The sequence below is a fragment of the Azospirillum terrae genome, from assembly GCF_053470425.1.
The window spans coordinates 370,417-387,142 of the sequence record NZ_JBPXMR010000005.1 but is presented as its reverse complement, the minus strand read 5'-3'; the positions used below and the strand labels follow the sequence as shown (position 1 = coordinate 387,142).

18 protein-coding genes are annotated in these 16,726 nt (G+C 69.8%); 7 read left to right on the top strand and 11 right to left on the bottom strand.

The features are described from left to right. Positions 1–194: 194 nt before the first annotated feature. From ACSVDD_RS16455 to ACSVDD_RS16435, 5 genes are all read right to left on the bottom strand, one after another. The gene (locus ACSVDD_RS16455; protein ID WP_448190454.1) at positions 195–413 is read right to left on the bottom strand and encodes a hypothetical protein; all 219 of its coding nucleotides are present in this window, start codon (positions 411–413) and stop codon (positions 195–197) included. A 137-nt stretch (positions 414–550) separates the two neighbouring features. Beyond that, a complete protein-coding gene (locus ACSVDD_RS16450) occupies positions 551–2,545 on the bottom strand; it encodes a methyl-accepting chemotaxis protein (RefSeq protein ID WP_448190453.1) in 1,995 nt (664 codons plus the stop codon). Positions 2,546–2,662: 117 nt separating this feature from the next. Continuing rightward, entirely contained in the window at positions 2,663–3,631 is a 969-nt protein-coding gene (gene egtD, locus ACSVDD_RS16445) for an L-histidine N(alpha)-methyltransferase (RefSeq protein ID WP_448190452.1), read from the bottom strand. Beyond that, complete coding sequence (gene egtB / locus ACSVDD_RS16440; protein ID WP_448190451.1) at positions 3,631–4,908, bottom strand: ergothioneine biosynthesis protein EgtB; 1,278 nt, start codon at positions 4,906–4,908, stop codon at positions 3,631–3,633. The genes egtD and egtB overlap by 1 nt, the downstream gene beginning before the upstream one ends. A gap of 156 nt (positions 4,909–5,064) precedes the next feature. Next, positions 5,065–5,556 carry a PRC-barrel domain-containing protein gene (locus tag ACSVDD_RS16435; protein WP_448190450.1) on the bottom strand — a complete coding sequence of 164 codons (492 nt, stop codon included), beginning with the start codon at positions 5,554–5,556 and terminating at the stop codon, positions 5,065–5,067. A gap of 238 nt (positions 5,557–5,794) precedes the next feature. Between ACSVDD_RS16435 and ACSVDD_RS16430 the strand changes: the two genes are divergently transcribed. The 4 genes from ACSVDD_RS16430 (at position 5,795) to ACSVDD_RS16415 (ending at position 8,728) form a co-directional block, all read left to right on the top strand. Beyond that, a complete protein-coding gene (locus tag ACSVDD_RS16430) occupies positions 5,795–7,312 on the top strand; it encodes a diguanylate cyclase (protein ID WP_448190449.1) in 1,518 nt (505 codons plus the stop codon). 92 nt (positions 7,313–7,404) lie between these two features. After that, entirely contained in the window at positions 7,405–7,977 is a 573-nt protein-coding gene (locus ACSVDD_RS16425; protein WP_448190448.1) for a hypothetical protein, read from the top strand. Beyond that, complete coding sequence (locus ACSVDD_RS16420) at positions 7,974–8,489, top strand: hypothetical protein (RefSeq protein WP_448190447.1); 516 nt, start codon at positions 7,974–7,976, stop codon at positions 8,487–8,489. The genes ACSVDD_RS16425 and ACSVDD_RS16420 overlap by 4 nt, the downstream gene beginning before the upstream one ends. Positions 8,490–8,605: 116 nt before the next feature. Next, the gene (locus ACSVDD_RS16415) at positions 8,606–8,728 is read left to right on the top strand and encodes a hypothetical protein (protein WP_448190446.1); all 123 of its coding nucleotides are present in this window, start codon (positions 8,606–8,608) and stop codon (positions 8,726–8,728) included. A 1-nt stretch (position 8,729) separates the two neighbouring features. Here the strand turns inward: ACSVDD_RS16415 and pspC are convergent, their stop codons facing one another. The 4 genes from pspC to ACSVDD_RS16395 all read right to left on the bottom strand — a co-directional run bounded on the left by pspC (position 8,730) and on the right by ACSVDD_RS16395 (position 10,349). Then, complete coding sequence (pspC, locus tag ACSVDD_RS16410; RefSeq protein ID WP_448190445.1) at positions 8,730–9,137, bottom strand: envelope stress response membrane protein PspC; 408 nt, start codon at positions 9,135–9,137, stop codon at positions 8,730–8,732. Between the two features lie 12 nt (positions 9,138–9,149). Continuing rightward, on the bottom strand, positions 9,150–9,377 hold the full coding sequence (pspB, locus tag ACSVDD_RS16405) for an envelope stress response membrane protein PspB (RefSeq protein ID WP_448190444.1): 228 nt from the start codon (positions 9,375–9,377) through the stop codon (positions 9,150–9,152). 124 nt (positions 9,378–9,501) lie between these two features. Next, the gene (gene pspA / locus ACSVDD_RS16400; protein WP_448190443.1) at positions 9,502–10,173 is read right to left on the bottom strand and encodes a phage shock protein PspA; all 672 of its coding nucleotides are present in this window, start codon (positions 10,171–10,173) and stop codon (positions 9,502–9,504) included. Positions 10,174–10,193: 20 nt separating this feature from the next. Beyond that, positions 10,194–10,349, bottom strand: coding sequence for a hypothetical protein (locus tag ACSVDD_RS16395; RefSeq protein ID WP_448190442.1), 156 nt, complete (start codon positions 10,347–10,349; stop codon positions 10,194–10,196). A gap of 153 nt (positions 10,350–10,502) precedes the next feature. Here ACSVDD_RS16395 and pspF point away from each other — a divergent pair, with 153 nt between their 5' ends. The 3 genes from pspF (at position 10,503) to ACSVDD_RS16380 (ending at position 14,188) form a co-directional block, all read left to right on the top strand. Next, complete coding sequence (gene pspF / locus ACSVDD_RS16390) at positions 10,503–11,483, top strand: phage shock protein operon transcriptional activator (protein ID WP_448190441.1); 981 nt, start codon at positions 10,503–10,505, stop codon at positions 11,481–11,483. A 140-nt stretch (positions 11,484–11,623) separates the two neighbouring features. After that, a complete protein-coding gene (locus tag ACSVDD_RS16385; protein ID WP_448190440.1) occupies positions 11,624–13,801 on the top strand; it encodes a transglycosylase domain-containing protein in 2,178 nt (725 codons plus the stop codon). A 12-nt stretch (positions 13,802–13,813) separates the two neighbouring features. Further along, a complete protein-coding gene (locus ACSVDD_RS16380; RefSeq protein WP_448190439.1) occupies positions 13,814–14,188 on the top strand; it encodes a cyclic nucleotide-binding domain-containing protein in 375 nt (124 codons plus the stop codon). Here ACSVDD_RS16380 and ACSVDD_RS16375 read toward each other — a convergent pair. After that, positions 14,185–15,408 carry a BaiN/RdsA family NAD(P)/FAD-dependent oxidoreductase gene (locus tag ACSVDD_RS16375; protein ID WP_448190438.1) on the bottom strand — a complete coding sequence of 408 codons (1,224 nt, stop codon included), beginning with the start codon at positions 15,406–15,408 and terminating at the stop codon, positions 14,185–14,187. The genes ACSVDD_RS16380 and ACSVDD_RS16375 overlap by 4 nt on opposite strands. 72 nt (positions 15,409–15,480) lie before the next feature. After that, positions 15,481–16,629: a serine hydrolase domain-containing protein gene (locus tag ACSVDD_RS16370; protein ID WP_448190437.1), complete on the bottom strand. Its 1,149-nt coding sequence runs from the start codon at positions 16,627–16,629 to the stop codon at positions 15,481–15,483. Positions 16,630–16,726: the final 97 nt, after the last annotated feature.

The window sequence follows — 16,726 nt, the reverse complement described above, 5'->3', positions numbered from 1 at the left end:
CACCGGCGGATGCCCAGTTTCCCTCCTCGTCCTGGCCGGGCTTGACGGTGTGGGGAATGGGTCAATAGGTTCGCTCGATGGTGTCAGCCGCTCGGCGGCGTGCGGACACACTTCCGCCGACGGAGACTTTTATCCTACGCCGAAGGGCTGGCAAGAGCAAGCGCTGTTCGAACCGGCGCCCGCAGGAAGCCCGGTCAGGCCGCGCGGCGGAACTCGTCGGCGGCTTCGCCAGCGGCTTCCTGGGCCAGCCACGCCAGCCAGCCGTTGCGGTCGAAGATCGTCGCCGTGCCGGTTGGCTCCGCCATGCCGCGCTCGTGCACGGAATGCTCCAGCGTCACCAGCTTGCCGTCACGCAGTTCCTGGGTCACGTGAATGTGCCGGACCGTCTGGTCCACGTTCGAAGCGCCGCTCATCTTGGTTCTCACTGTCCAATGGCTGGCCCGTCCGAACTCGTACCGCCATTGGTCGTAGGCGTGCTGTCCATTCGGGTGGAATGGTCATACCACTTTCGTTGGTGCGGTGCAACATACTCTCGTAGGGGCGGGGCGGATTACGCCGCCCGTGTGACGCCCAGGGTGCGCTCCAGCCGGTCGAAGCGGGTGTTGAAGTCGTCTTCGTTGATGGCTTCGGTGCGGAAGCTGATGTGCAGCATGTCGCCGTCAATGGCCATGACGCTGAACGGCATCGGCATGCCCAGCCCGTCGTAGGACAGCGTGCCGCGCCCGCCCGGACCCATGCCGGCACCGGCGCCGCGAATGGCGGCGCCGCAGCGCGACAGGTCGATCAGCGTGGCCTCGACCCGGCCGGAGGCGGTCTCGATGGAGCAGCGCGCCTGGACGTTGTGGCGCGGGAAGCGGCGGCGGTCCACCTCGGAGGTGGCGGTGCGCACCACGCGCACCAGCACGCGCTTCAGCTCGTCGATGCCGTCCACCACGGTGCCGGCGAGGGTGCGCATCTCGGCGGCGCGGTCGCCGGTCACCGACGCCTCGCGCGACACCTCATGGATGCGCGTCGCCACTTCGGTGGCGGCGGCGGCGGTCTGGTTGACGTTGCGGCTGATTTCCTGGGTGGCGGCGGCCTGCTCTTCGACCGCGGTGGCGATCATCGACGAGATGGTGTCTATCTCGGTGATGGTGCGCGCGATCTCCTGCACGGCGCTGACGGTCGCCTGGGTGCTGGACTGAATGCCGGTGATCTGCTGGGCGATCTCCTCGGTGGCGTGGGCGGTCTGGCCGGCGAGGTTCTTCACCTCGTTGGCGACCACCGCGAAGCCGCGCCCGGCCTCGCCCGCGCGCGCCGCCTCGATGGTGGCGTTGAGCGCCAGCAGGTTGGTCTGGGCGGCGATGCTCTGGATGAGGTTCGCCACCTCGCCGATGCGGCCGACCGAGGCGGAGAGCGACTGGATCGTCTCCTGCGTGCCGGCGCTGGTGGCGACCGCCTGACGGGTGATGGTGCTGGCCTGATTGACCTGCCCGCCGATCTCGCGGATCGAGGCGGAAAGCTGCTCGGACGCCGAGGCGACGGTCTGCGCGTTGCTCAGCGCCTGCGCGGCGGCGGCGGCCACCTCCTGGGCGTTGGCGCCGACGCGGGTGGCGGAATCGGCCATCTTGCCGGCGTTGCCGTCCATGGCCTCGGTGTGCTGGGCGACGCGGTCGACGGCGTCGCGGCTCTCGCGCTCGACGGTTTCGGCCATCATCTCCAGGGCGCGGCGCTTCAGTTCCTCGGCTTGCTCGCGCTGGCGCTCCTGCTCGGCGCGCATGCGCTCGGCCTCGACCATGCCGTCGCGGAAGACGACCACCGCGCGCGCCATGTTGCCGATCTCGTCGCCGCGCGCGGTGCCGTCGATGGCGGCCGACAGATCGCCGCGCGACAGCGCGTCCATGGCCTGCTTCAGCACGCCCAGCGGGCGCAGCAGGCGGCGCAGCAGCAGGAAGCCGGGGAACGCCAGCAGCACCGCGAAGCCGGCCACGCCCAGCGCCGCCAGACGCATGTTGCCGTCGAAGGACTGGAACACCACGCTCTTCTTGATGCCGACGTAGAGGATGCCGACGACCGCGCCGCTCTTGTCCTTCAGCGGGTCGTAGGCGGCGAAATAATCCTCGCCGAGGATCTGCACGACGCCGCGGTAGGGCACGCCCTGCTTCAGCACCGCGTCGTAGGCCGGGCCGGCGGCCAGCGTGGTGCCGATGGCGCGGCTGCCGTCGGCCTTCAGCACGTTGGTGGCGACGCGGACGTCGCCCTGGAACAGGGTGGCGGTGCCGCCGGTGATCTGCTTGATGTTGTCGACGATCTCGTAGTTCTCGTTCAGCACCATGTCGCCGCGCTTCAGCTTGCCGCCGGCCACGGCGAAGTCGCCGCCCAGGTGGTTCAAGGAACTCCAGGCGATCTGCATGGACAGCGTCTGCATATCCACGGCCTGCCGCTCAAGATCGCGGGCCAGAACCTGACCGATCACGATCAGCACGGCGGCGCTGAGCAGCAGCATGCCGATCAGGTTGAGAAACGTGACCTTGGTGGAGATGGAAATCCGCGAGATCGACTGCATGATGACACCATTGCGTTCCGGCTGCCCTACCTGGGAGAGCGGCTGAAAGCTAACAGAACCACTGGAACGCGCACAGGTCATAGTTCGTAAAATTTGCGTCAAATTAGCATGTCTGGCCTACGAAACTTGCAGCCACAGCACGCCGAACAGTCCGGCCCCGTTTGTACCGGTTGCGTCCGTCCAGGTGGACACCGTCCGCCAGCCGGCACTCTGCGCCAGACGTTCGAACTCCGGCAGGGCGTATTTCCAGGAGTTCTCGGTGTGGATCGTCTCGCCCGCCCGAAAACGGAAGCTGCGGCGGCCGACCGCAACGGTCTGCGCGCGACGGCTGACCAGATGCATCTCGATGCGGCCGAGGGACTCATCATAGAAGGCGTGGTGCGCGAAGCTCTCCAGGTCGAAGGTGCCGTCCAATTCGCGGTTGATGCGGGCGAGCAGGTTGAGGTTGAAGGCCGCGGTGACGCCGCGGGCGTCGTTGTAGGCGGCCTCCAGCACGTCGCCGCGCTTCTTGAGATCGACGCCGATCAGCAGCCGGCTCCCCGTGCCCAGCCGGCGCGCCAGCCGGCCGAGGAAGGCCGCCGCCTCGCCGGGGTCGAAGTTGCCGATGGTCGAGCCGGGGAAGAAGGCCAGGATGCGCTCCGGCGGCGCCACCGGCGGCAGCGGGAAGCCCTGCACATAGTCGGCGGCCACCGGCACCACCGTCAGTTCCGGGTAGTCGCCGGCCAGCCGCGCCGCCGAGGCCAGCAGATGCTCGCGCGAGATGTCCACCGGCACGTAGGCGGCGGGGGTCTCCAGCGCGTCCAGCAGGATGCGCACCTTGACGCTGGAGCCGCTGCCCAGTTCCACCACCGCGGCGCCCGGCCCGGCCAGTTCGGCGAAGTCGGCGGCGTGGCGGTGCAGGATCGCCGTCTCGGTGCGGGTGGGGTAGTATTCCTCCAGTTCGCAGATGGCGTCGAACAGCGCCGAGCCGCGGCGGTCGTAGAAGTACTTGCACGGCAAGGACTTGCGCTCGCGCGACAGGCCGTCCAGCACGTCGGACAGGAAGCTGTCGCCGGTGCTCGTTTGAAGGGCGCGTTCGCCGTCCATCACACATCCTCCGCAAGGCGCACGCCGGCGAACATCCAGCGCTGGTGGGGGTAGAAGAAGTTGCGGTACGTGGCGCGCGCGTGCCCGTCCGGGGTGGCGCAACAGCCGCCGCGCAGGACGAACTGGTTCGCCATGAACTTGCCGTTGTACTCGCCGACCGCGCCGGCCGCCGGGCGGAAGCCGGGGTAGCGGGCGTAGGCGCTGGACGTCCATTCCCAGACGTCGCCGAACATCTGCGACGGCCGGCCGTCGTCGCGGGCCGGCGCCGCGAGCGGGCGCAGGGCGCCGCTGCCCAGGGTGTTGCCGGCGGGTTCGATGCCGGTGGCGGCCACTTCCCATTCGGCCTCGGTGGGCAGGCGCTTGCCGGCCCAGCGGGCGAAGGCGTCGGCCTCGTACAGGCTGACGTGGCAGACCGGGGCGGAATCGTCCACCGGCCGCTCGCCCATCAGCGTCAGCTGGAACCACTCGCCGTCGCGCTCGCGCCAATAGCCGGGAGCCTCCCAACCCTGCGCCTGCGCGGTCGCCCAGCCATCGGACAGCCACAGCGCCGGGGTGCAGTAGCCGCCGTCCGCGATGAACGCGCGCCACGCCGCGTTGGTCACCGGGTGGGAATGCAGGCGAAAGGGCTGGAGCAGCACCGCGTGCCGCGGTCCCTCGTTGTCGAAGGCGAAGCGGCCGTCATCGCCGTGGCCGATCTCGCGGATGCCGCCGTCGAAGCCGATCCAGCGGCCGGGGTCGGGCGCGACCGCGGGGGCGGGGCGGAACGGGCGGTAGGCGGGGTTCAGCGGGTTCAGCGAGAACAGGTGCAGGAGATCCATCAGGATCAGTTCCTGGTGCTGCTCCTCGTGCGCGAGGCCGAGGTCGAGCAGCGGCGTCAGCCGCTCGTCCCAGTCCTCCAGCAGCCGGGCCATCGCCGCGTCCACATGGGCGCGGTAGGCGGCAACGTCGGAGATTCCGGGGCGGGTCACCATGCCGCGCTGCGGGCGCGGGCAGCGGCTGCCGACGGCCTCGTAATAGGAGTTGAACAGGTACCCGTAGGCCGGATCGAAAGGCCGGTAGCCGGGATGGTGCGGGGTCAGCAGGAAGGTCTCAAAGAACCACGCGGTGTGCGCCCGGTGCCACTTGGTCGGGCTGCAATCCGGCATGGACTGGACGGTCTGGTCTTCCGGGGTCAGCCCGCGCGCCAGATCCTCGGTGCGCCTGCGGACGCGGTGGTAACGCTGAGCCGGCCCGCCCGGCCGTTCAGCCGCGGCGGTCGCCGTCCGTGCCTGCCCCATCGGCTGTCCCCCTCCCTGCTCGCCGGGAAAGGTAAGGTGCGAGCCGGCGGCCGGGTTCCAAGGTCATAACGCCTTTCGGCAGACGCGAATGGGGGCCCCAAATGGAGGGCCGGCGGTCGGCCAGCCCTCCGGGGCAGGTGTCACTGCATGCCGGCGTTACTGCTTGACGGTGCCGCCGGTCTGTTTGCGGCTGCGGTTGTAGGACACCGCGTTGTCGCTGTACTGGAATTCCGGCATGGCCTTGGCCTGATCCTCGGTCACCTGCTTGGCGACAAGGCGGTCGCCTTCCATGCCCAGCAGCGTGTAGTCGATGCCGATGTTCTTGCCGCCGATGCCCAGAACGCCGCCACGCTCGATCACCGCCAGTTGCGCCTTGCCGGTCTGCGGGTCGAGGATGATGTCATCGATGGAGCCGAGCTTCTTGCCGTCGGCGCCGTAGACGTCCTTGCCCATCATCTTCTCGATGCTGGCGGCGTCGCCCATCGCCGACTTGTCGCCGACCGCGTTCGGCCCGGTGGCGGGGTTCTGCGACTGCTGGACGCGGTTCTGCTGGGTGGCGCTGTTCGGCTGGGCGCTCGACTGGGCCATGGCGATGCCGGCGCCGAGCATGAGGATCGTGGCCGTGCTCAGGAAAAGGGTGCGCTTCATCGTGTGTCTCCTTACGGGTCCGTGGAAACGCATGCGGAGGACGCGCCTGCACGTCCGGGCGCATCGCCGTCCGCCATGCCCTAGCCAACCGTAAGGACGTGCCGAAGGTTCCTGCCTCTCAATTCCATTGCATGCTCTCGGTGGAATGGATTACCGCTATGCGGTCGCGGGCGGGGTCGCCGATTCGCGTCGAACGCGCATATCCCGCGCCTTGCGGGTACGAGGTCAGCACATCCCCATGGCAAAGGAATTCCTCTTCGCCGACGATCTGCCGCCGCCGGTCCCGGCCGAGCCCGACGCGGGCGAGCCGTGGCGGGTGCTCATCGTCGACGACGACCCGGAAGTGCACGCGGTCACGCGGATGGCGCTCGCCAAGGTGCGTTTCAAGGGCCGCAGCCTGAACCTGCTCAGCGCCTTTTCCGGCGCCGAGGCCGCCGGCACGCTGCGCGCGACGCCGGATGTGGCGATCGTGCTGCTGGACGTGGTGATGGAAACCGACGACGCCGGCTTGCAACTGGTGCGCACCATCCGCGAGGAACTGGACAACCACGCGATCCGCATCATCCTGCGCACCGGACAGCCCGGTCAGGCGCCCGAGGACAGCGTCATCCTCGATTACGACATCAACGACTACAAGGCGAAGACCGAGCTGACCACCCAGAAGCTGTTCACCACGGTGGTGGCGGCGCTGCGCGCCTATTCCGACATCGTGGCGCTGGAGACCAGCCGGCGCGGCCTGCGGCAGCTCATCGAGTCCACCGACCGGCTGTTCGAGCTGCGCTCCATGCGGCAGTTCGCGTCGGGGGTGCTGACGCAGCTCACCGCCTTTCTGGGCGTGAAGGCCGACGGCATTTTGTGCGCCCAGAACGGCGATGCGGGGGGCAGCATTCATGTGCTGGCCGGGGCAGGGTGCTTCGCCGGCCTGGGCGAGGGGCCGCTGGACAGCCGGTTCGCCGGCGTCGGCGCCATCAAGGCCGTGACCGAGGCGTTCCGCGTCCGCGGCAACGTCTTCGGCCCCGACCACATCACGCTCTGCATCGCCATCCCCGATGGGCGGGAGGTCGCCGCCTGGGTGCGGACCGGCCGGCCGCTGGACGAGATGGACCAGGCGCTGGTCGGCGTCTTCGCCTCGAAGATCGCTATCAGCTTCGCCAACGTCTGCCTGTACGAGCGCCTGCGCGAGGCCAACGAGCAGCTGGAGGCCCGCGTCGCCGAGCGCACCCGCGAACTGGAGGACGCCAACGCCAAGCTGGCGCTGCTCGCCACCATGGACGTGCTGACCGCGGTGTGGAACCGCCGCCACTTCATGGAGCAGGCGGCGGGCGAGGTGGCGCGCGCGTGGCGCTATGGCCGGCCGTTGAGCGTGCTGCTGTTCGACCTCGATCACTTCAAGCTGGTCAACGACACCTACGGGCACGCGGCGGGCGACGAGACGCTGCGCACGGTGGTCCTGCGGGCGCGCGACGCGCTGCGCGCCAGCGACGGCATCGGCCGCTACGGCGGGGAGGAGTTCGTGGTGCTGCTGCCGGAAACCGACGCCGACGCCGCCCTGATCGCCGCCGAGCGCGTCCGCGAGGCCATCGCCTCGGCCCCGGTGGATTTCGACGAGCACCATTTCCCGGTCACCGCCAGCATCGGCGTCGCCACGTGGCGGGATTCCGAACCGTCCATCGAACAGGCGCTGCGGCGCGCCGACGCCGCGCTGTACGAGGCCAAGCTGGCCGGCCGCAATCGGGTGTCGATGGCCGGGATGTAGCGCTTAACCTGCGGCTGAAATGCTGCTAAAATTGTTGATATGATTCGGTCGTCGGGGTACCTACGGGTTTGTTCCCGCCGGGATAACCTTCCATGTGGCAGACATACGTCCAGGCCCTGTTCTCCGCGCTGGCATGCTCCGGCATGGCGTTCGGCATCGCCAAGCTGGTGGTGATCGTCGGCGAGCGCATGATCGAGAAGCGCCACGGCACCGTCGGCATCCGCGACATGCTGGTCCGCCGCGCCCGCCTGGAAACCGGTCTGGAGGCGCGCCGCGGCCAGCGCCACAAGGAAATCAAGGCGGCCGATGACGAGGCGCGCGAGGTGCTGCGCCGGCGCAGCCAGCTCGAACGGCAGATCTCCGACACGTTGCGCGACGGCGAGCGGATCATCCACCTCATCGGCGAGGAGCTGAAGGGCACGCCCTGCTTCCACGCCCAGGTGCTGAACAAGTATGTCGGCAGCGCCGCCCAGCACCAGAACTCCTTCATCGACCCGCGGTGGGCGCAGCCGCAGAGCATGGAAGTGTGGGCCCCCACCGTCTCGGAGGCGCGCAAGATGATCGAGGGCCGCTACCCGCCGGCCTTCGGCTACAAGATCGTCACCCTGCACGAGGTCGGCGGCCTGCCGTACGAGCAGGCGGCCGGGTCGGGGAAGGCGGCATGATCGCTTATCTGTTCGCCGGCCTCGTCGGCCTGACGGCGCTCGCCTTCGCTTTGCTCCAGGCGGTGAAGCGGCTGCGCGAGACCGAGCAGATGGTTGCCAAGGCCGAGGCCCGCCGGACCCAGCAGGTGGAGCGCATCAAGCGCGCCGCCCGCCAGACCCTGGGTCTCGCCCGCGAGCTGAGCGCCGCCCGGCGCCGCAAGACCTCCATGGAGTTCGCCTGCGCGGACCTGGAGGAGCGGCTGCGCGTGGTCAGCGCGGTGGACCGGCGCATCTTCGTGCTGGACGACCGGCACACGCAGAACGACCAGGGCTGGCTGGTTCGGGTGTCCAACGGCGACTACGCCGGGCGCGTCAACGCCAATCTGGAACGCTCGGCGCTCGACAGCTGGAAGCGCGGCCGGCGCTTTCTGGTTTGGGGCCTGGACGAGCACAAGGTGCGCGAGAAAGTCTCGGCCCGCTTCCCGCACGCCAAGGGCTTCACCATCCAGTCGGTCGAGCCGCGCGCGGAGTAGGGTCGGCAAAAAAAGTTCGCCAAACCGTCACGCTGGCGCTGCGTCCACTTTTTTGTCCACCTCTTGTCAACGATTTGCACCCACCATCGTTATGAAGGGTTAAGGAGGTGCACGCGATGGATCTGCTTCTGCTCGGTGCGATGGGTTTGGTGCTGGCCGGCATGGCCGTGACCGCCGGTTCCGGCAGCCTGAAACCGGTGCGCATCCGCACGGACGACCGCCGGCGGACGCGCCGGTAAATCACCGCTCCAGATCGCGGATGGCGCGGTTGAGTTCGTACTCCTTGGAGGCGACGTAGGCCTCCAGGCCGACGACGCGCTTCTCGACGTCGCGGAACCGTTGTGCGAGGCCGGCCAGCGAGCGGTCGGGCTTCATGGCGACGGTGCGCCAGAACACCTCATCCTCCTCGGTGCGGTAGAGCTGCTCCGGCCGCGGCGGCAGCGCCAGCGCCGCGATGATGTAGGCGATCAGCAGCGGCAGGGTGAAGAAGATCAGCCCGATCAGCATCGCCAGACGGACCAGGAACGGCTCGACCCCGAAATAGTCGGCGAGACCGGCGCACACCCCGGCCACATAGCCGCGCCGCGGGTTGCGGTAGAGCCGGTGCGGGTTCGGCGATTCGAACGGCGACGGGTGATGGTGGGTCATGACGGCCCTCCCTCAGGTCTTGTTGCGCCAGCCCGGCGCCTCGGCGTCGAGCACGCGTTCCAGCGTGTGGATGCGGGTTTCCAGGCGGTTGGCGATGTCCCACAGCTCGGCGAGCAGGCGCTCGTCCTGTGCGGACAGGCCGCGCTGGGTGCGCCACTTGGTGACGTAATGGAAGACGATCCACACCGGCAGCACGACGGTGACGAGAAGGATCGACAGCACGAAGCTGAAGAAGCCCATGGTGAGGTCAGCCTCTTATTCGGTTGGCCGGCATGCAGTGAAGCATCATTGCACGGTGTGGAAAAGTCCCCCTCCCCAGCCGTTGGCGGGGGGAAGTGTGACCGGGGAGGGGGCGAGGCAACCCTTACGACCCCTTCCGCCCGGCGATGCGGGCCTTGAGCGCGGCCAGCTCCTCGTCGGCCTTGTGGGCGGCTTCCAGTTCGGCGATCTCCTCGGCCACCGACTTCTTGCGGCCCATGTCGTGGATCTCGACGCGGCCTTCCAGCTCATCCAGGTTCCGCTCGACCTGCTCGAAGCGCGACAGCGCGTCGTTGATGCGGTCGTCGTTCAGGCGCTCGCGCACCTTCACGCGGTTGGCGGCGGTCTTGGTCAGCGCCACCAGCGCCTTCTCGCGGTTCTTGGCGTCGGTCAGCTTGGCCTGGAGGCGGGCGATGTCCTCGTTGGCCTTGGACAGCGCCTCCTCGACCTGCGTCAGCTGGTGGGACAGCGCGTCGGCCTCCTCGGCGGCCTTGGAGCGGGCCATCAGGGCGCCCCTGGCGAGGTCCTCGCGGTCGCGGGTCAGCGCGATCTCGGCCTTGCGCTCCCACTCGTCGCGCTCGCGGGTGAGGTCGCCAATGCGGCGCTCGATCTCCTTCTTCTCGGCGATGATCTTCACCGTGGAGGAGCGCACCTCGACCAGCGTGTCTTCCATCTCCTGGATGATCAGGCGGATCAGCTTCTCCGGCTCCTCGGCGCGGTCGAGAAGGGAATTGATGTTCGACTGAACGATGTCCGTCAGGCGCGAAAAGATGCTCATGGGAGAATGTCCTTCAGGGTTCAGCCGAGCAGCGCGCCGGCAATGATGCCGGCGAAGAAGAACAGCCAGGACTCGGTCGGCCGGCTGCTCAGGTAAGCGCGCACGCGCGCCAGGGTGTCGCGCGTGTCGTAGGTCGGGCGGCGGTGGGTGCGGGAACGGTAGAAGTCTTCGCTCATCTCGGTCTCCATTGCCTGACCCTCGTATGGCAAGGGCCGTGCCAAACGCGGAAACCCAGGGAATCCGCCGACCGCCTTGATCGGCGGCGTCCGCGGGATTAGCTATGGCGGCGATATGTTCGCCGATTCCGCCACTCATTGGCTGATTTCGCCATGACCATTGCGTCCCCGCCACCGCTGATCGGCCAGTCGCCGGCCTTCCAGGCCGCTCTGGCGCACGTCTCCCGCGTGGCGCCGCTGGAGCGGCCGGTGCTGGTGATCGGCGAGCGTGGCACCGGCAAGGAGCTGGTGGCGGCGCGCCTGCACTATCTGTCGCGGCGCTGGGACCGGCCCTTCGTCAAGGTGAACTGCGCCGCCCTGCCGGAAACGCTGCTGGATTCCGAGCTGTTCGGCCACGAGGCCGGCGCCTTCACCGGCGCCACCCGCCGCCACACCGGCCGGGTCGAACTGGCCGACAGCGGCACGCTGTTCCTCGACGAGATCGCCACCTCCAGCCCCGCCGTGCAGGAAAAGCTGCTGCGCGCCGTGGAGTATGGCGAGATCGAGCGCGTCGGCGGGCGTACCCAGACCGTGGACGTGCGGGTGGTCGGCGCCACCAACGCCGATCTGCCGGCGCTGGCCGAGGCCGGGCGCTTCCGCGCCGACCTGCTGGACCGGCTGGCGTTCGATGTGGTCACCCTGCCACCCTTGCGCGCCCGGCCCGAGGATATCCCGGTGCTGGCCGAGCATTTCGCCCTGGGCATGGTGCGCGAGCTGGACCGGCCGCTGTTCCCCGGCTTTACGCCGCGGGCGCTGGACGATCTGCGGGGCCATTCCTGGCCCGGCAATGTGCGCGAGCTGCGCAACGCGGTGGAGCGCTCGGTCGCCGCGGCGGACCCAGACGCGCCGGTGGAGACGATCATCCTCGACCCGTTCCGCCCGTCCTACCGGCCTCCGGTGCGGGTGGAGGTGCCGCCGGAGCCGGTTGCGGAGGAGGGCGGATTCCTTGAGCGGGTGAAGGCGTTCGAGACGGGCATGCTCGCGGCCGCGCTGGAGCGCAACCGGCACAATCAGCGGCGCACCGCCGAGGATCTCGGGCTTACGTATCACCAACTGCGCGGGTATCTGCGCAAGTATGGGCTGATTGGGGGGTAAACGTCACCGTTTCGCCACGTTGCCGGGACAAAACTCGGCCCCGAGGCCCTACCTCTTTCGCGCAGCGCGAGCACGGCGTATATCACGCACGCAACCCGCTGAACGGCTGGGTGGGCAAACAAAGGGGCTGCGGCGGCGCCGTGACATCGAACCGGTCGGACGAACTGTTTGCGGGGGCCAAGCCCGTCCACTCGCACGAGGAGGACTCGCCGCTCCGTCTGCCCAAGCTGAAGCTGCCGAAGCTTGCGCGGCGCGCCAAGCGGCCGAAGTCCGAGCGCCCGCCGCCGGACCGTCCCACGCCCCCGCCCAAGCCCCCGCCCAAGCCCAAGTCCAACAAGCCCAAGGCGGCCAAGCGGTCGCGCTCCTGGCTGCGCACGCTGGGCACCTGGGCGCTGGTGGCCGGCATCTGGTGCGGCATGGCGTTCGCCGCGGTGATGGCGTACTTCGCGTACGACCTGCCGGACATCGGCACGGTGGCGCAGGCCGAGCGGCGCCCGGCCGTCATCGTGCTGGCCGCGGACGGCACCGAGTTCGCCCGCTTCGGCGACCTGCACGGCACCGTGCTGGGCGTCAAGGAGCTGCCGCCGCACCTCGTCAACGCCGTGCTCGCCATCGAGGACCGGCGCTTCTATTCCCACTTCGGCGTCGATCCGATCGGGTTGCTGCGCGCCGTCTACGTCAACTGGCGGTCCGGGCGGGCGGTGCAGGGCGGCTCGACCATCACCCAGCAGCTTGCCAAGAACCTGTTCCTGACCTCCGAGAAGTCGCTGAAGCGCAAGATCCAGGAGGCGATGCTGGCGCTGTGGCTGGAGCGGCGCTTCAGCAAGGACCAGATCCTCACCGCCTACCTGAACCGGGTCTATCTGGGCGCCGGGACTTTCGGCGTCGACGCCGCGGCGCGCACCTATTTCGGCAAGCCGGCGACGCAGGTCGATCTGCGCGAGGCGGCGATCATCGCCGGCCTGCTCAAGGCGCCGTCGCGCTACGCCCCCAGCTCCAACCCCGACGAGGCGGCGGAGCGCTCCAAGGTGGTGCTGGGCGCCATGGTGGACGGCGGCTTCATCACCGCGCAGGAACTGGAGGCGCAGCGCAACACCCCGCCCTCGCCCAAGCGCAAGCCGGGCGGCGACGGGCGTTACTTCGCCGACTGGGTGACCGAGCTGGTCAACGGCTTCATCGGCTCCGACCACGGCGACGTGGTGGTGAAGACGACGCTGGACCTCAAGGCGCAGCGCGCCGCCGAGAACCGCGTGCAGGAGATCCTCACCGGCCCCGGCGCCCAGCAGAACGCCGGTCAGGCGGCGCTGGTCGCCATGACCACCGACGGCGCGGTGCGCGCCCTGGTCGGCGGCCGGGACTACGACGCCAGCGAGTTCAACCGTGCGACGCAGGCGCGGCGCCAGCCCGGCTCGTCCTTCAAGCCGTTCGTCTATCTGACGGCCCTCCAGCAGGGCTGGAGCGCGGAGAGCCCCATCGAGGACTCGCCGCTGCGCATCGGCAATTGGGCGCCCGGCAACTACGAGGGCAAGTTCCGCGGCTCGATCACGCTGGCGACGGCCCTGGCGCATTCGTCGAACACCGGCACGGTGCGGCTGATCGAGAAGGTCGGCGTGGACAACGTCCGCCATCTGGCGGCGCAGTTCGGTGTCGCCTCGACCCTGGGGCGCGACCTGTCGCTGGCGCTCGGCACCAGCGAGGTGACGCTGCTGGAACTGACCCGCGCCTACGCCGGCCTCGCCAACCGCGGCGTTCCGGTGTTGCCCTACGCCATCACCGAGATCGCCGACCGCAACGGCAAGATCCTGTTCCGCCGGCAGGCCGGCGGCGCCGATCCGGTGGCCGACCCGGCGCAGGTGGCGCAGCTCGTGCGCATGATGACCGGCGTGATCGAGTTCGGCACCGGCAAGGCGGCGAAGCTCGACCGCCCGGCGGCCGGCAAGACCGGCACCACGCAGGATTACCGCGACGCGTGGTTCATGGGCTTCACCGCCGATCTGGTGGCCGGCGTCTGGCTGGGCAACGACAACAACGACGAGATGAAGCGCGTCACCGGCGGCAGCCTGCCGGCCAAGCTGTGGCACGGCTTCATGGCCGACGCCCACGCCGGCCTGCCGCCGCGCGCCCTGCCGGGCCTGGACGGTGTCGCCGGGCCGGCCTATGTGGCGGCGGGCGGTGATCCGGCGGTGGTCCCGGCGCGCGGGCGGGCGGCTCCGGCGTCGGGTGGCGGTGGCGGCATCGGCGGACTGATCGACCGGCTGATCGGCGGTGGCCTGCCGGCGCCGAGCGCCCCGGCGGCCAAGTTCGACCACACGCGCTGACGGAGGAGGGCCATGCCGTCGCCGCCGGCCTTCGAACCGAAGGCGTTCCCGCCCCGCCGTTTCGAGGACGGTTCGTTCATCATCCGCGAGGGCGACCCGCCCGGCTGCGCCTATGTGGTGCAGTCCGGCAAGGTGGAGATCTTCCGCGGCAAGGGGGTGAACCGCCGGCAGCTCGGCACCGTGCTGCCCGGCGGGATCTTCGGCGAGATGGCGCTGATCGACAACAGCCCGCGCATGGCCGACGCCATCGCCGCCGAGGACACCGTGTGTCTGGTGATCCCGCCCGCGGCCTTCCGCGACAAGCTGGACAAGGCCGACCCGTTCATCCGCGCGCTGCTGCGCATCCTGGTGCGGAACACGCGCTCGCTGGCGGAAGAGTTGGATTAGGCGGCGGCGCCCACATACGCCACCACCCCCTTGCCGGCCCGCACCCCCGTGGCGAAGCAGCCCTGGAGCAGGTAGCCGCCGGTCGGCGCTTCCCAGTCCAGCATCTCGCCGGCCACGAAGACCCCCGGCAGGCGGGTCAGCATCAGCCGGCCGTCCACCGCGTCGAACCGCACGCCGCCGGCCGAGGAAATCGCCCGCTCGATGGGCCGCACGCCGGTCAGCGGGATCGCCAGGCCCTTGATGTGACGAGCCAGCGCCGCCGGGTCGGACAGGTCGGCGACGGGCGTGAACTCGCGCAGCAGGGTGGCGCGCACGCCGGTCAGGTTCAGCGCCTTCTTCAGGAAGGTCGACAGCGACTCCGCACCCCGTTCGCGCAGGCGCTTGCGAAGCTCATCCTCGCGGCGGTCGGGCATCAGGTCGAGGGTCAGGGTTGCCCAGCCGTCGCGCTCGATGGCGTCGCGCACCGGGGCGCTCAGCGCGTAGACGGCGCCGCCTTCGATGCCGGTCTCGGTGATGACGAACTCGCCCTTCAGCCGGCGCTCGCCGAAGGACAGGGTGACGCTCTTGACCGGCTCGCCGGCGTGGCGGGTGCGCAGATGCTCCGACCACGGCACCTCGAAGCCCATGTTGGAGGGCCGCAGCGGCGCCACATCCACCCCGCGCGCCGCCAGAATCTCCGTCCACGCCCCGTCCGAGCCGGTGCGCGGCCAGCTCGCCCCGCCCAGCGCCAGCACCACCGCCCGCGCGGTGACGGACACCGCCTCGCCATCGGCGCGCGTGAAGCGGAGCGCGCCGTCCTCGCCCCAGCCGAGCCAGCGGTGCCGGGCGTGCAGCGTCACCCCCAGCCCGCCGAGCCGGCGCAGCCACGCGCGCACCAGCGTCGAGGCTTTCATGCCGGTGGGGAACACCCGCCCGCTGGAGCCGACGAACGTCTCGACGCCCAACCCCGCGGCCCAGGCCCGCAAATCGGCCGGCGCGAAGTCGGCGAGGCACCCGGCGAAGAACGCGGCGCGGTCGCCGTAACGGCCGACGAAGCTCTCCAGCGGTTCGGAGTGCGTCAGGTTCAGCCCGCCGCGCCCGGCCAGCAGCAGCTTGCGGGCCGGCGTCGGCATGTGCTCGAACACGGCGACGGAAAGGCCGGTTGCGGCCATCGTTTCGGCCGCCATCAGCCCGGCCGGGCCGGCGCCGATCACCGCAACGTCGGTCTGAAGCGTGGTCATCGGCAACCCCGGATGAGACGGAATGAGATGCTGTGCACCGTGTAGCACACCCCGCCGGATCCACAATGGGCGTCAGAACTTGCCGAATGCCCCGGCCTTGGACAGGCCGCCCTTGGACCCACGCCCGGAGAACACCGCCGCCGCGACCGAGTCGAGGAAGGTGTCGTCGGACGACTGGTTGCCGTTGGTCAGGAAGATCAGCGCCGTCTGCCGGTCGGGGTAGTAGCGGACGTCCGCCTCGAACCCGTCGTACAGGCCGGTGTGCCCGACGCCGCGGCCCCAGCGGTCGTCCCACACCGACAGCCCAAGCCCTTCGCCGTCCTCGACCGTCGCGCGCGTCTGCATGCGCTCCAGCATCGCCGGGCCGAGCAGGCGGCCGTCGCGGAACAGCGCGAACAGGAAGCGCTCAAGGTCGCCCGCCGTGGTGACCAGCGGGCCGTCGCCGGTGGTAGCGGCCCAGGACCGGCGGCTGACGTCGCCCTCGTCACTGGTATAGCCGTGGGCGAGCGTGCGGTCGCGCGGGTCGGCGCCCACCGTCGTCGCGGTCATGCCGGCGCGGTTCAGCACGCGGCGTTCCAGCACCTGCCCGAAGGGGGCGCCGTCCGCCAGCCCGGCGATGTGGCCGAGCAGGACGAAATTGCTGTTCGAATAGGCGTAGTGGTTGCCGACCGGGCCGGTCGCCGCCTCGCCGTGGGCGTAGGCCAGCAGCGTCGCCGCGTCGCGGGACAGATTGGGGCGGGCCTGCTCGGCCGCATCGTAGTCGTCGGTGATGTAGTCCGGGATGCCGGAGGTGTGTTCGAGCAAATTGACCAGCCGCGCCCGGTTCGCGTTCGCCAGACGGCCGAGCGGCAGGTCCCCCACCATCTCGCGCACCGGCCGGTCGAGCGACAGGCGCCCCTCCTCGACCTGCTGGAGCACGGCGACCGCCGTCGTCATCTTGCCGGCCGAGGCGACGTAGAAGCGCGTGTCCTCGCCGACCGGGACGCCGCCCTTGCGGTTGGCGATGCCGGACACCACGACCTGCCGCCCTTCCGGCCCGGAGACGAGCAGGATGCCGCCGTCCAGTTCCTCGTCCCGCAGGAAGCGGTCGAGCATGCGCTGGAGCCCGTCGTCGGCCCGCGCCGACGCCACGGTGCCGGCCAATGTCACGGCCAGCACGGCCCCGGCGCATGCCGTCCTGATCAGGGCGGCGCCGATGCCGTGCCCGCTGCTCATGCCCATGGGAACTCCTGTCCGCGGCTGCTTCGATGATTGTGAATGATGCGGCACCGGCTCAAGCCGGCGCCACAAACAAAACGGGGCCGTCCAATGGACAGCC

Excerpts from the sequence above, each read along its gene's own strand:
- pspC (WP_448190445.1), bottom strand. The coding sequence starts at position 9,137 with ATGACCCACCATCACCCGTCGCCGTTCGAATCGCCGAACCCGCACCGG.
- ACSVDD_RS16455 (WP_448190454.1), bottom strand. The coding sequence starts at position 413 with ATGAGCGGCGCTTCGAACGTGGACCAGACGGTCCGGCACATTCACGTG.
- egtB (WP_448190451.1), bottom strand. The coding sequence starts at position 4,908 with ATGGGGCAGGCACGGACGGCGACCGCCGCGGCTGAACGGCCGGGCGGG.
- ACSVDD_RS16380 (WP_448190439.1), top strand. The coding sequence starts at position 13,814 with ATGCCGTCGCCGCCGGCCTTCGAACCGAAGGCGTTCCCGCCCCGCCGT.
- ACSVDD_RS16425 (WP_448190448.1), top strand. The coding sequence starts at position 7,405 with ATGTGGCAGACATACGTCCAGGCCCTGTTCTCCGCGCTGGCATGCTCC.
- ACSVDD_RS16420 (WP_448190447.1), top strand. The coding sequence starts at position 7,974 with ATGATCGCTTATCTGTTCGCCGGCCTCGTCGGCCTGACGGCGCTCGCC.
- pspB (WP_448190444.1), bottom strand. The coding sequence starts at position 9,377 with ATGGGCTTCTTCAGCTTCGTGCTGTCGATCCTTCTCGTCACCGTCGTG.
- ACSVDD_RS16415 (WP_448190446.1), top strand. The coding sequence starts at position 8,606 with ATGGATCTGCTTCTGCTCGGTGCGATGGGTTTGGTGCTGGCCGGCATG.
- ACSVDD_RS16450 (WP_448190453.1), bottom strand. The coding sequence starts at position 2,545 with ATGCAGTCGATCTCGCGGATTTCCATCTCCACCAAGGTCACGTTTCTC.
- ACSVDD_RS16435 (WP_448190450.1), bottom strand. The coding sequence starts at position 5,556 with ATGAAGCGCACCCTTTTCCTGAGCACGGCCACGATCCTCATGCTCGGC.
- ACSVDD_RS16370 (WP_448190437.1), bottom strand. The coding sequence starts at position 16,629 with ATGGGCATGAGCAGCGGGCACGGCATCGGCGCCGCCCTGATCAGGACG.
- pspF (WP_448190441.1), top strand. The coding sequence starts at position 10,503 with ATGACCATTGCGTCCCCGCCACCGCTGATCGGCCAGTCGCCGGCCTTC.
- ACSVDD_RS16430 (WP_448190449.1), top strand. The coding sequence starts at position 5,795 with ATGGCAAAGGAATTCCTCTTCGCCGACGATCTGCCGCCGCCGGTCCCG.
- ACSVDD_RS16375 (WP_448190438.1), bottom strand. The coding sequence starts at position 15,408 with ATGACCACGCTTCAGACCGACGTTGCGGTGATCGGCGCCGGCCCGGCC.
- ACSVDD_RS16395 (WP_448190442.1), bottom strand. The coding sequence starts at position 10,349 with ATGAGCGAAGACTTCTACCGTTCCCGCACCCACCGCCGCCCGACCTAC.
- egtD (WP_448190452.1), bottom strand. The coding sequence starts at position 3,631 with ATGGACGGCGAACGCGCCCTTCAAACGAGCACCGGCGACAGCTTCCTG.
- pspA (WP_448190443.1), bottom strand. The coding sequence starts at position 10,173 with ATGAGCATCTTTTCGCGCCTGACGGACATCGTTCAGTCGAACATCAAT.